The sequence below is a fragment of the Verrucomicrobium sp. BvORR106 genome, from assembly GCF_000739655.1.
In the GTDB taxonomy this organism is placed as follows: domain Bacteria; phylum Verrucomicrobiota; class Verrucomicrobiia; order Verrucomicrobiales; family Verrucomicrobiaceae; genus Verrucomicrobium.
The window spans coordinates 1-12,486 of the sequence record NZ_BATR01000161.1; the positions used below are offsets into that span (position 1 = coordinate 1).

Below are 12,486 nucleotides of genomic sequence, written 5' to 3' on the forward strand. Positions count from 1 at the left end.
CTTGGCGCCTCACGCACCATCGCCCCGTTGCCTGACCGACGGGGACCGTCGGACTACTCCTGCAGCGTCGCAGCAGGCGTAGTCCGGATGTGCCATCCGGCTCAGTCGCTGCGGGAACGGGCGATCGAATGCCGAAGCACGTCGCGAGAAGTCAGGACGTCGCTTGGCGCCTCACGCACCATCGCTCCGTTGCCTGACCGACGGGGACCGTCGGACTACTCCTGCAGCGTCGCCGCGGGCGTAGTCCGGATGTGCCATCCGGCTCAGTCGCTGGAACGCTAGGCGATCAAACTCCTCCCAGCGGAGGCAGGACACGCAAGCTTGGCAACCGCACGCCCCTTCGGTATTCTCGACCCGAACTGAGCAAATAATCCTCTGCCGTGTCCACGACCAGCACACCCTCGATCCACACCACGCCGCAGGTGCTTCTGAGAATGGGCAGGGTTTGCCTCCATGCCGCAGGCATCATCCTCGTCGGCCTCGCCTTGGTGGGCTATTGCGTCTTGTCGTATCCCACGAAGCGGTGCGCCTTCTCCGAGCAACTCCGTTCCGATTTCACCACCAGCATTTCTCACCCGCGTTAAGTTAGCGCCCGCCAGCGGTGCATCCCCTGCTCTCATCTTCCGACTTCCCCACCCCATTTTCTCCAACGGCGGGCCTTTAGACGCCCGAGTCCCCCCGCCCATACGTATTCCGCAGATCCACCCAGTCAGCTCAGTCACCCCAACCCATCACCTCTCATGAGCACCATCAACGCCTACGCCGCCACAGCCGCCGGAGCCCCGCTGGAACCCTTCTCCTTTGAGGCCGGGGAACTCGGTACCGAGGAGGTCGAGATCAAGGTCACGCACTGCGGGCTCTGCCACTCTGACCTCTCCATGCTGGGCAACGATTGGGGCATGACCGCCTACCCTTTCGTGCCGGGCCACGAGGCCGTGGGCATCGTCACCGCGCTCGGCTCCGGGGCCAAGGGGCTGGAGATCGGCCAGCGCGTGGGCATCGGCTGGTCCGCCTACAGCTGCCTCTCGTGCCACGCGTGTCTCTCCGGGCGTCACAACCTCTGTGCCAAGAACCAAGGCACCATCGTGGGTCGCCACGGTGGCTTTGCAGACAAACTCCGCGCCCAGTGGACCTGGGTACGCCCGCTGCCAGAGGGGCTGGACATGGCCACCACCGGCCCACTGCTCTGCGGCGGCATCACCGTCTTCGCCCCCTTCTTTGAGTACGCCATCCCGCCGACCGCACGCGTGGGCATCCTCGGCATCGGCGGTCTGGGGCACATGGCCCTTCAGTTCGCCAACAAATGGGGCTGTGAGGTGCATGCCTTCACCACGAGCGAGAGCAAGGAGGCTGAGGCGCGCAAGCTGGGGGCCCACCACGTGCACAACACCAAAAACCCGGACGCGCTGAAGAAGATCGCCGGCAGCCTGGACCTCATCATCTCCACCATCAACGTGCCGCTGGATCTGCACGGACTCCTCAGCACCCTGGCTCCGACCGGCCGCCTCCACGTGCTGGGTGCTGTCCTCGAACCCCTCCCCCTGCCCGCCCTGGATCTCATCTTCGGCCAGAAGTCCATCTCCGGCTCCCCCACTGGCAGCCCGACCGTGATCGATGCCATGCTGAACTTCAGCGCCCGCCACTCCGTCGCCCCAATCACCGAGACCTTCCCGCTCAGCCAGGTGAACGATGCCCTGGAGCACCTGCGCTCGGGCAAGGCGCGGTACCGGATCGTGCTGGTGAACGATTAAAACCAACCACAGAGGCACAGAGAACACAGAGGGATGACTTTTTAGACAGAATTAACGGAATTAACAAAATTAAGAGTCCAGCTTCGGACCCGGGTGCGCTAACACGTTAGTCAGAAGCCAAATCTAATTCCGTAAATTCTGTTAATTCTGTCTAAACCTCAGTTTCATTCCTTTGTGCCCTCTGTGTCTCTGTGGTTAATTCCTAGTTCCCCCTACCCCTGACCTTCCGATGCTGACCGCCCACGACGAAGAAGAGGACGAACGGTTCTACCGCGATACGGAAAGCACCGCCTTCCCCAAGCTGAGTGATCACCAACTCTCCCTGCTGGAGCCGCTGGGCTCGCGTCGCATCGTGCGGCGGGGTGAGGTGGTCTTCGGGGCCGGATCGCGGGATTTCCCCATGGTCGTCGTCATCCAGGGCGAGCTGGAGGCCTACGAGACGCGGGAGGATGTGGAACAGATCCTGGCCAATCCAGGGCCGCGTGACTTCGTGGGGGAGGTCTCCATGCTCAATGGCACCTCCTCCATCGCCGGGGTGCGGGGAAAAGCGGATGAGACCGAGATCCTGGAGATCCCCGCGGTCAAACTGCGCAAGGCCCTGGCGGATCTCCCCGGAGTGGGTGAGCCGGTGGTGCAGGCCTTCATGATGCGGCGGCAGCGGCTGCGGCGGGACCGCGAGCTGGCGGGCCTGCGCATCCTCGCCCACCCAGGCTGTCAGGGGGCACGGCGCATCGATGACTTCCTGGACAAGAACCACATCCCGCACCGGCTCATCGATTCCACCACGCTGGAGTGCCGCGCCTTGTGCGAGCGGCTTGGCGTTGCCGATTGCGATCTGCCCGCCCTGATCGCCAGTGACGGCTCTGTTTCCTGCAACCCGGCCATCTTCGATGTCGCCCGCATTGCCGGGCTCCTGCGCCCCCTGTGCTCGGACGGGCGCGAGGAAATATTCTGCGACCTCGCCATCGTCGGGGCCGGTCCCGCCGGGCTGGCGGCCGCGGTGAATGCCGCCTCAGAAGGCCTCTGCACCGTGGTGCTGGAGAGCTTTGCCCCCGGCGGACAGGCGGGCTCCTCCTCCCTCATCGAGAACTTCTTTGGCTTCCCCACTGGCATCAGCGGCGGAGACCTGACCTACCGGGCGCAGCTCCAGGCCTTCCGCTTTGGGGCCAAGTTCTCCACGCCCTCCCGGGTGCTTTCCATGAACTTCCCCGGAGGTGAGCATGGGACCGCGCTGGAGATCGAGGGCAGCCCCACCACGCTCCGGGCCAGATGCGTTATCATCTCCAGCGGTGCCCAGTACAACAAGCTCGGCGCCGAAGGGCTGGAGGACTTTGAGGGGCTGGGCGTCTTCTATGCCGCGACCGTCATGGAGGCCCAGTTCTGCCGCGGCGGCACCGCCGTGGTCGCTGGGGCGGGCAATTCCGCAGGCCAGGCCGCCATGTACATGTCAGAACAAGCGGCCAAGGTGTACCTCGTGATCCGCGGGGATGACCTGACCAAAAACATGTCCAGCTACCTCTCCAGCCGCGTGGAGACGAAGCCCAACATCGAGATCCTCCGGCACACGGAGATTCGCAAACTGTCCGGTACAGGTCGGCTGGAGAGCATCGAGATCGAAAACACCCGCACCGGAGAGCGCCGCACCGTGGAGACCACCGCCGTCTTCTCCATGATCGGCGCCCGCCCCTGCACGAGCTGGCTCCCGCCCGAGATCCTTATGGACGAGAAGGGCTTCATCCTCACCGGGGCCGCCATTGCGCACGCCCCGGCCTGGCAGGGCGCAGGCCGCACGCCCTATCCCTTCGAGACCAGCCGCCCCGGCATCTTTGCCGCAGGCGATGTCCGCTCCGGCTCCGTCAAGCGCTGCGGCGCCGCCGTGGGTGAAGGCAGCATGGCCATCGAGAACGTCCACCAGGTGCTGGGAACCTATAGCTGAGGGCCGAGCACCCGTTGGGGCAGCCCATTCAGCAATAGGAGATGCTCGCTGTGATTCAAAGAACAATACCTGCTCTGTGTTCTCTGCGGCTCCGTGGTTAAAGTGCAGAGTGGGTCACGCTGCGCCCAGCGCCTGCCCCAGCTTCATCGCCACGGTCATGTCGCCCTTCACCTTCAGCGTGCCCATCATGAAGGCCATGCGGGGATTGAGCTTTCCCGCGAGCAGCGCCACAAAGTCCTGATCCTTCATGGAGAAGGTGCAGGTCCCCTCCTCCTCTGCCGGACGCACCCCCGCAGAGCCGGGGCGGAAGTCCACCAGCCATGACCCGCCCTGCGGCCCGGAGAGATCAAAGCGGAACGTCGCATTCACCAGCGCCTGAAGCTCCGGGCTCTCCGTCTTCTCCGCCACACGGGTGTTGAAAAGCTCGGCCGGAGTGTTGCTGGTGGAGGATTCGTCGGAGTGGGAGGACATGGCAGGCTATCGGGCGGCTCAGGCCTCCGTTCAAGCGAGAAAGGTGGGGATCCCAAGGACCGTGGCGCGCTTCGCAAGTGATTTGGCGCGCCGCGCGAGTGAGCGAAAACCTCCATCGAGTAGTCTGTACCTATGCAGACACCAGCCCATCCGATGCTCCGCCGGTGCGAGGTGCAGGTGCAGATGCAGACATCCCTTTCCAACCCTGGAATCCATAAGGGAGATCCCCTCTACGAGTTGGAACAGCACAATGCCACCAGGAACGTGGCGGACCAGGTAAAGCGCACGCTGAAGCGCTCGCTCGCCGGGCGGCGGCCTGTGTTGCAGGATGTGGCGCAGGAGCTTGGCACCAGCACCCGCACGCTCCAGCGCAAGCTGGGTGATATGAACGTGACCTTCAAGCACCTGGTGGAAGAGACCCGCCGGGAGATGGCCCAAGACTACCTCCGGCAGAGCACCATCGACCTCAGCGGGGTGGCCTTCCTCCTGGGCTATGAGGACTCCAACTCCTTTTTCCGGGCCTTCCAAGAATGGGAGGGCACCACGCCGGGAGAGTGGCGAACACGAAATCCCGCACCGCTGGCCCATGCAGTTGGGAGATGATCCCCTTGGATTCATCCACCCATTCGAACTCTGAACAAGAAACACCCGCCACGGATGCACGATCTACCCCACCCACCCCTGCCACGACGTGCCTTTCTCAAGCTCACGAGCACCGCCGTGTTCGCCCTTCCTGCCCTCGGGCACACACAAACCAAAGCCGCACCCCACTTCACCATGAACATCACCAGAAACGCCACCCAGGCATCAACCAAGGCTGCCGCCGAAAACTTCACCGGCACCGTCCGTGTGGATCCGCTCTTTCAAGCTGATGCCCCTGCCCGCGCTCGCGGTGCGAGCGTCACCTTTGAGCCCGGCGCACGCACAAACTGGCACACCCATCCGCTGGGGCAGACACTCATCGTGACCATCGGCAGCGGGCTCGTGCAGCAATGGGGCGGCCCGATCGAGCAGATTCATCCCGGTGACGTGGTCTGGTTTCCGCCCGGCGTGAAACACTGGCATGGGGCCACTCCCACCACCTCACTGACCCACATCGCCATCACCGAACACCTCGACGGCAAAACGGCAGAGTGGTTGGAGCAGGTCAGCGATGAGCAATACCAACCCTGATCCCAGCCTGACTCATCATGAAACTTACACTTGTCGCGATGGCCGCCCTGCTGCTCGGACCACTCGGGACCGTCAATGCTCAGCCCACCCCGGAACCCAATCCTATGCTGAGTGATAAACAGCGAAAAATGACAACCATCTCCGCCTATGCGGCCAAGGGCGACCTGGAACGACTGAAGGCGGAACTCCATGCCGGACTGGATGCACAGATGACCGTGAATGAGATCAAAGAGGTGTTAGTTCATCTCTATGCCTACTGCGGATTCCCCCGCAGCATCCGTGGTCTGCAGACCTTCATGACGGTGGTCGATGAACGAAGGGCCAGCGGCAAGAAGGATGAGGTCGGTCGCGAGGCCACACCGATCACAGACACCCGCAGCCGTTATGACCGGGGCAAGGAAATACAGATGAAGGTCACCGGCAGAACGGAGGAGCAACTCCGCGCTGGCTACGCAGCCTTCAGCCCCCAAATGGAGGCTTTATTGAAGGAGCACTTGTTCGCCGATCTCTTCGAACGTGACCTCCTCAGCTTCCAGGATCGCGAGATCGTCACGATTGCCGCGCTTATCAGCATGGGCGGAGTGGAACCGATGGTTCAAGCACACTTCAGCGCGGGACTTACGGTGGGACTCACTCCCGACCAACTAAAACAGATCGTCTCTGAGTTCGAAACAATGCCAGGTCAAAACGACACCGCATCTGCGCGATCCATTCTCAGCCAGGTGCTCAAAAGCCGGGCGGAGTAGCCCCTCGATTGTCTGGCAGCACATCACCGGCGGAATCCGCCATTGGGAAGCCACAGCCAATATACTCACCTAATGCAAACACTAAAAAAGTCATGGAACATCGAACTCTTATCCAAACCTTTCCTCTGGTCGCTGCCATGATCATTCCCACCGCTTCCTCCTTTGCCGCCGAGGGTACCCTGCCCGAACCGCTCGTCATTCAGAAGCAAGGAAGTTTCGCGGTGGGTGGCACGGTGGTCACCGCGCCTGGTACGTTTGACCCGATCAAGCACGGCGCCTTTAACCCAGCGGCTCAAGAAACGTCCGGACAGACGCTGCACGGCGACCATGCCTATGTCTTCTACCAGGTGCCCGTCCATGCCCGCCAGCTACCCCTGGTGATGTGGCACGGCCATGGTCAGTCAGCGAAGACTTGGGAAACCACGCCGGACGGACGTGAGGGATTCCAAACGCTCTTTCTGCGTGATCGATTCCCAGTCTATCTCATCGATCAACCGCGCCGCGGCCGGGCCGCACGGAGCACGCAGCCTCTCAACCTGCCCGCAGCCCCGGACAAACAACTTTGGTTCGGCATCTTTCGCCTCGGCGTATGGCCAGACCTTTACCCAGGCGTCCAGTTTTCGTCCGACGGTGAGGCCCTGAATCAATTCTTCCGGCAAGGGGTGCCGAATACAGGGCCTTTCGATTTCGGCGTCACCGTTTCCGCAGGTTCCGCCTTGTTCGACCGTATTGGCCCCGGGATCCTGGTCACGCATTCACACAGTGGTGGCATAGGATGGGCGACGGCGATGAAGAACGAAAAAGTCCGGGCCATCGTCTCATTCGAGCCTGGGAGCAATTTCCCATTTCCTGAAGGCGAGGTCCCACCCGGAGTGCGGCACGTCGGCGGGCTTGCGAGTGGAGTTGCCGTCCCTCCGTCGGAGTTCAAGGCACTTACCCGCATCCCCATCCTATCTACTATGGCGACAACATTCCCGACCAACCAAGCACCAACCCCGGCCAGGACCAATGGCGTGCCTTGCTCACAGTCGCCCGCCAATGGCGGGATGCCGTCAATCGCCACGGCGGAGATGTCACAGTGATCCACCTGCCTGAGGTGGGGATTCGCGGAAACACCCACTTCCCGATGTCGGATCTCAACAACGTGAAAATCGCGGATCACATGACCGCGTTCCTCGAAGGAAAAGGACTGACCAAATGAGATCATGGGGCAGGAAAACCCCAGACTCAGAAACCATCTCGAAAAAAGGAAACAACCATGAAGAACGCAATGTTGAACTCTGTCGCCTTGAGCGCAGCCCTCGCGATTTCCGCGACGGACGCCTTTGCCGCTGATTACAGAAAGAATCCCTTCACTCTCGCTTACGAAGGTGCGATCACCGAGAACGTGGCGGGAAAAGTCACCATCCACCCCGTCACCTACAAACTCAACGGCCTCGAAATTGCCGCCAACGTTTACACCCCTGCCAGCTACGACTCGAAAAAGGCCTTCCCGGCCGTGGTCGTGGCGCATCCGAATGGCGGCGTAAAGGAACAAGTCGCAGGCCTGTATGCCCAGCGCCTGGCAGAGCAGGGATACATCACGATCACTGCGGATGCCGCGTATCAAGGCGCGAGCGGCGGCGAACCACGAAACGTGGACAAGCCGGCGTATCGGGTGGAGGACATTCACGGCATGGCGGACTTCATTTCCCGCTATCCCGGCGTTGACGCGGCGCGGCTGGGGCTACTCGGCATCTGTGGCGGAGGCGGGTACTCGTTGACCGCGGCGCAGACTGACAAGCGGTTCAAATCGGTCGCGACGTTGAGCATGTTCAACTCCGGCCGGGTTCGGCGAAATGGATACATGGACTCACAGATGGAAACCATCCAGGAACGCCTTCAACAGGCGGCCACGGCCCGTGCCCAGGAAGCGGCTGGCGGCGCCGTCCGCTATGTCGGCGACCAGCAACTCACTGACGAGCAAATCGCCGCCCTGCCGTTCGAGCTGTATCGCCAGGGACTTGTGTACTATGGGAGAACCCACAGCCATCCCAACTCCAGTGCCAGGTACACCATGAGCAGATTACTTGATCTCATGCGCTTCGACGCGACCAACCAGATCGAACTGATCAACCAGCCGTTGCTCATGATCGCAGGCAGCAAGGCGGACAGCCTGTACATGTCGGAGCAGGCGTTCGCCCAGGCCACCGGCACCACTGACAAAGAGCTGCTCAAGATCGAAGGTGCGACGCACATCGAAACCTACTGGGTGCCGAAATACGTGGACGCCGCCATGGACCGGCTGAAGAGTTTCTTCGGTAGGACTCTTTAAGTGGCTGACCACGAAGTCGTGGGCCTGAATGCCGGACATCTGGAAGGGACGGCGGACGCCCTGCCGCTAAAAAGCTGGCTTACATCGATGCCCAATGCACTCGCCCTCCCACCGCCGCAAGCATCGCTCCCAGTCATCGCCCGGCCCCTGGCGCACTGGGGCGCACCGGGATCACGTTCAGCGGGAACTCGTGCGGGATCACCGTGCCGTTCTTCAACACGATCTCCACCAGGATCTGCAGTGCCATGGCCTCCTTCATGATATTGGGTGACCGGTAGGTAAAAATCCCCCCACCCGTGATGGCAGCGCCCGCCACGCTGTCTCTCAGCCGCATGGTGGCCACGGCATCTGGGTTGTTCACGGTCACCTTGTACTCCAGCGTCCGCCCTTGCGCCACAAAGGGCACCACATGGGAGGTCACCATCACGGTGTCCGGTGCCGCGCGGCGCAGCACTGCGGGCACATCGCACTCAATGAACTGGACCATGCTGCCCTGGTTGTTGCGTACCACCATGAGATTGCGATCGCCGAAGGGTCTGAAAGTGGCGCCAACTCTCTCGTAGTAGCCCTCGTTGAGTCTGAGAACACCGACATTGTAGAGATCCACCAGGCCCCTCGGGTGGTCGGCGGCGACCAAGGAAATAACGCCCCCGCTGGAGACGCCGCCCCTCGCCGCATAGTTGCCGCACGTGCTGTAGTAGACCATCCGGCTCTGGTCATCCAGACTGAGCCGCTTGGGCCCGATGTACATGACCCTGCCCGCAGACAGCCGGTCCCCGGTGGGAGAGGCCAGGAGGGTGTCACTCGAGCTGGCGTAGTACTGCATCACTTGTTCCGGTCTCGAACCCTCCCTCACCAGGGTGTAGGGCACGCCCACCGTCAGAGATGGGGAGATGATCACCTGGCTCGCCTGCAGGCAGAGCACCTTCCCGTCTGCCGAGCTGGGGATCTGGATGGGCACCTTTGACGTGTGCCAGGCCAGCAGGCTGAACTGCTCTCCAATGTGCGGGTATCCCTTCTCACTGGCGGAGGGCGGAAGCTGCGCCCACTTGCCCTTTGCCAGCGTGTTTTTCTCCACGATCACCATGCGGAATGGGGACTGGGTGCCCGTGTAGCTAAAGCCCGCCGTCCCCGTATAGTCGAGCAACAGCGACACCGGACTGTCCGGCAGCGTGCCCACCCCCACCCCCTGCAGCCCGGCCCGGTCAGGCAGCGTCACAGACACCTGAGGCTTGAAGTCCGGCAGCGAAAGGCGCGTCAGGGAGCTCACCGCCGGCTCATATGCCAGCACGCAGTCCCCCGCCATGAAGAGCGCGGTCTGGTCAGACGGACTGTAACTTCCCGTCACCCGTCGATCCTTGACGGAGTAGAGCACCAGCGTCCTGTCCTCAAGGCGGAAGACCACGTACTCATTGAGCCCCGGCAGGATGTCCACCACCTGGCGCGGGCTGTTGTAGAACCATGACGTCAGGCTCACACATTCGGCAGGCGCAGCCTCCCCGGCGGCCACCTTGCCCAGCAGCGCCTCCATTCCCACCTTCCCCAGCGTTGCCGGGAGCGCCAACACGGGAGGGGTGCCTCCAATCATCAGCGTATGGCGGAACTGCGAGCCCTCTGCACCACCCGGCCCCACGAGCTTGAAGTTGAGATCCACTTTGCCCGGCGCAAAGTTCGCCGGCACCTCCCAGGTGATGGTGCCCTTCCCATCCACCTGCATGCCCTGCATCAGCGGAGCCACGAGCAGCTTCCACCCCGGAGGCCCCAGCACCTGAGGCGCAAAGACAAACTTCCGGCCCCTCATCGCCACGCCATCGGGGAAGTTGAGCAACACCGGCGCGGCATCCGCCGGCAGATTCGCCTCCTTCATCCGGCGCACCTTCACCATGCGCTCCTGGGAAAAAATGGCCAGTGACCGGCTGTAAGGATCAAAGAACAGCCTCCCCAACACCTGCCCCAAGTTGCGATCACCCATCTCCGACACCTCCTGCGTCGCCAGACTGCCCACCGGCGCCTGATTGAGCAGTGAATACAGCGTCACCGTGCCCGGCAGCGGCGGCACCTGCTGCTTGCCCGGCGCTTGCAGGCTCGCGTACAAGGGCACGGCCAGCAGCGGCCCCACCCGCGCCTCCGGCAGGGAGGACGATGACTGCCTCCCCGGGCGTATCTCCAGCTTCCGCTTGCTGCCATTGGGCTGCGGCACCAGAATGTCAGAGGATGACCATTCAATATTGATCGACACCGTGCCGGCGCTCCGTGAAGAGCTCCAATCGTTGGAACCGATCAGGAAACCGCGGAAAAAGTCGTCATAGGGATAACCCACCCGGCTGGAAGACCGTTCCGTCATCGCGCCGATCAGCTCCCGTCCATCTCCGGACAGCGTGTATTCATACTGGTCCGTACTGCGGGAGTTCGTCCTGTCCTTCCCCGGCACCCCGCTTACCGCCACCTCCAGAGTCTTCGGATCACAGGCATAGCGGCCCTCCGCACAGATCAGCGCCACCGGCCCGTGCGTGGAGGCCGCGCCGCTGGCGATATCCAGCGGAGTCAGATGCTCCGGCACCTGCACGCTCACCTCCTTCGCCAGAGTGACGGCATCGTAGCGGGTCAGACGACGCTCCTTGGGCATCAGCACGAAGAGCGCCTCCTCATTCGCCGCCACCCGGCACTCCTCCAGCGGCTCCGCCGGCAGCGGCAGCCAGTCTCGTTTCTCCAGCGAGATACGTTTCCAATAAGGCGCCCCTTCCAGACGCAGCAGCAGCTCCCGGCCACCCCGGCCCGGCAGGGCACGCAGGATCTTTGACTCCGTCTCCAGGCTGGCCACCTCCCCCTCCCCGAGCGGTGCCACCACCAGCGCCACTTCACTGCCAGCCTGCTGCCCCGTTGACGTGGAGGCCACGGCCCGGGTCGTCCCAGTGGCAGCGGGCGCCCCCGATCCCGCCGCGCCCTCCAGCGCAATTCCTTGAACCGAAGGATAAAAGGCTTCTCCGCGCCGCTCGATGGTGACGCCAAAAGGCTGGGACCGGTGGATGACCTCCTTCGCCTTGTCCAGCACCACCACCTGCACCTCATAGCGCACCTTGGCATCGCCCGCCGCGCGGTCAGGCTTGGGCAGAGTCAGGCTCATCTGCCCCTCGTTCTTGTTAAAGTACGTCTGCACTTCGGCCACCCCTCCCAGCGCGGGCTGGCTCACTGCCCCGGCCACTGGCGCAGGCAATGCCCCCTCCACCGCTGCGGAGCGGTAGGCCAGCTTGAAGGTCTCGGCATCGCTGAAGATGTCGTAGAGCTCCCCCCTCAGCTTCAGCGGGAGCGTGTCCCCCAGCAGGTAACCCACCTCCAGGGATCGAGGAGTAAACCGCACCCCCCGCGTGTCTGCCGCGGGCACCACCGCGGGCCGGTAGCGCCACCCCTGGCCCCCCTCCCGCATGGCGAATCCCGCCACTCCACCCTCCTCACCCAGCACCACGATCGTCTTGGGCAACTGGCTCTCCACCTGGGTGAGCCGGTCACAGACCAGCTGCCCCCCTTCCAACCGGGCCGGAGCCAGCTCCAGCGTCATCGGCGCATAACGCACCGGCGGCGTGTAGGAGGGCGGATAGTCCGGGAACCCCGGGCGCGAAGGCCGGCTTGGGGGCCGCGCCGGCTCGGGAAGCGGGGTTCCATCGTGCAACGGCAGCAGTGCGTACACGGCCCCGGACTGCGTGGCCGCCGCCTTCTCCACCTGGCCGTCCTGGCTGTAGGGAAAGGCCTCGGTGAAGGCGACAATCGCGATCTGGGCCCCCGCATCGTAGCTCACCAGCGTCCCCTGCCGGGAGACAAATCGACTCTGTCCGTCTTCCGTCACGAGATTGCGCTGCACCGTCAATCGGCAGGCTTTGTCCCGCAGCGCCGCCTCATCATAGTCCGGCACCCAAGCCAGCCCCAGCCGGGCTCGCGCCTGCGCAGGCACCGCAGGCTGAAACACCCCCGGCGCCAGGATCACCCCACCATACGACCGCTGGATGGCCCCGCCCACCGTGACCATGACCCGCACCGATCCCGCCGCAAGCTCCGGCGTCAGCGTCAAAGGTGGCCGTGGAGCCGCAGGCACCATCGGGG

At 63.2% G+C, this 12,486-nt stretch carries 9 protein-coding genes and 1 pseudogene; 8 read left to right on the top strand and 2 right to left on the bottom strand.

Annotation, left to right across the window (positions count from 1 at the left end; genetic code table 11):
* Window positions 1-380: 380 nt before the first annotated feature.
* The 3 genes from BV106_RS38925 (at window position 381) to BV106_RS27840 (ending at window position 3,687) form a co-directional block, all read left to right on the top strand.
* A complete protein-coding gene (locus BV106_RS38925; protein WP_265596142.1) occupies window positions 381-584 on the top strand; it encodes a hypothetical protein in 204 nt (67 codons plus the stop codon).
* A gap of 156 nt (window positions 585-740) precedes the next feature.
* Complete coding sequence (locus BV106_RS27835) at window positions 741-1,751, top strand: NAD(P)-dependent alcohol dehydrogenase (protein ID WP_038170261.1); 1,011 nt, start codon at window positions 741-743, stop codon at window positions 1,749-1,751.
* Between the two features lie 229 nt (window positions 1,752-1,980).
* A complete protein-coding gene (locus BV106_RS27840) occupies window positions 1,981-3,687 on the top strand; it encodes an FAD-dependent oxidoreductase (protein WP_038170262.1) in 1,707 nt (568 codons plus the stop codon).
* A gap of 114 nt (window positions 3,688-3,801) precedes the next feature.
* Here BV106_RS27840 and BV106_RS27845 read toward each other — a convergent pair whose 3' ends face one another.
* On the bottom strand, window positions 3,802-4,158 hold the full coding sequence (locus tag BV106_RS27845; protein WP_038170263.1) for an SCP2 sterol-binding domain-containing protein: 357 nt from the start codon (window positions 4,156-4,158) through the stop codon (window positions 3,802-3,804).
* Window positions 4,159-4,290: 132 nt separating this feature from the next.
* Between BV106_RS27845 and BV106_RS27850 the strand changes: the two genes are divergently transcribed.
* From BV106_RS27850 to BV106_RS27870, 5 genes and pseudogenes are all read left to right on the top strand, one after another.
* Complete coding sequence (locus tag BV106_RS27850) at window positions 4,291-4,761, top strand: helix-turn-helix transcriptional regulator (protein WP_051946423.1); 471 nt, start codon at window positions 4,291-4,293, stop codon at window positions 4,759-4,761.
* 174 nt (window positions 4,762-4,935) lie between these two features.
* Window positions 4,936-5,331: a cupin domain-containing protein gene (locus BV106_RS27855; protein ID WP_038170273.1), complete on the top strand. Its 396-nt coding sequence runs from the start codon at window positions 4,936-4,938 to the stop codon at window positions 5,329-5,331.
* 17 nt (window positions 5,332-5,348) lie between these two features.
* Window positions 5,349-6,077 (top strand): carboxymuconolactone decarboxylase family protein, encoded by a 729-nt coding sequence (locus tag BV106_RS27860; RefSeq protein WP_038170265.1) that lies wholly within the window; start codon window positions 5,349-5,351, stop codon window positions 6,075-6,077.
* 137 nt (window positions 6,078-6,214) lie between these two features.
* Window positions 6,215-7,278, top strand: a pseudogene (locus BV106_RS27865) (alpha/beta fold hydrolase).
* A gap of 69 nt (window positions 7,279-7,347) precedes the next feature.
* Window positions 7,348-8,391 (top strand): alpha/beta hydrolase, encoded by a 1,044-nt coding sequence (locus tag BV106_RS27870; protein WP_265596144.1) that lies wholly within the window; start codon window positions 7,348-7,350, stop codon window positions 8,389-8,391.
* 133 nt (window positions 8,392-8,524) lie between these two features.
* On the opposite strand, the gene BV106_RS27875 is transcribed toward BV106_RS27870, so the two are convergent.
* Window positions 8,525-12,370 carry a hypothetical protein gene (locus BV106_RS27875; protein ID WP_265596145.1) on the bottom strand — a complete coding sequence of 1,282 codons (3,846 nt, stop codon included), beginning with the start codon at window positions 12,368-12,370 and terminating at the stop codon, window positions 8,525-8,527.
* Window positions 12,371-12,486: the final 116 nt, after the last annotated feature.

Bases quoted from the DNA above. Each gene is read 5' to 3' on its own strand.
- BV106_RS27835 (WP_038170261.1), top strand. From the start codon at position 741: ATGAGCACCATCAACGCCTACGCCGCCACAGCCGCCGGAGCCCCGCTG.
- BV106_RS27840 (WP_038170262.1), top strand. From the start codon at position 1,981: ATGCTGACCGCCCACGACGAAGAAGAGGACGAACGGTTCTACCGCGAT.
- BV106_RS27845 (WP_038170263.1), bottom strand. From the start codon at position 4,158: ATGTCCTCCCACTCCGACGAATCCTCCACCAGCAACACTCCGGCCGAG.
- BV106_RS27850 (WP_051946423.1), top strand. From the start codon at position 4,291: ATGCAGACACCAGCCCATCCGATGCTCCGCCGGTGCGAGGTGCAGGTG.
- BV106_RS27855 (WP_038170273.1), top strand. From the start codon at position 4,936: ATGAACATCACCAGAAACGCCACCCAGGCATCAACCAAGGCTGCCGCC.
- BV106_RS27860 (WP_038170265.1), top strand. From the start codon at position 5,349: ATGAAACTTACACTTGTCGCGATGGCCGCCCTGCTGCTCGGACCACTC.
- BV106_RS27870 (WP_265596144.1), top strand. From the start codon at position 7,348: ATGTTGAACTCTGTCGCCTTGAGCGCAGCCCTCGCGATTTCCGCGACG.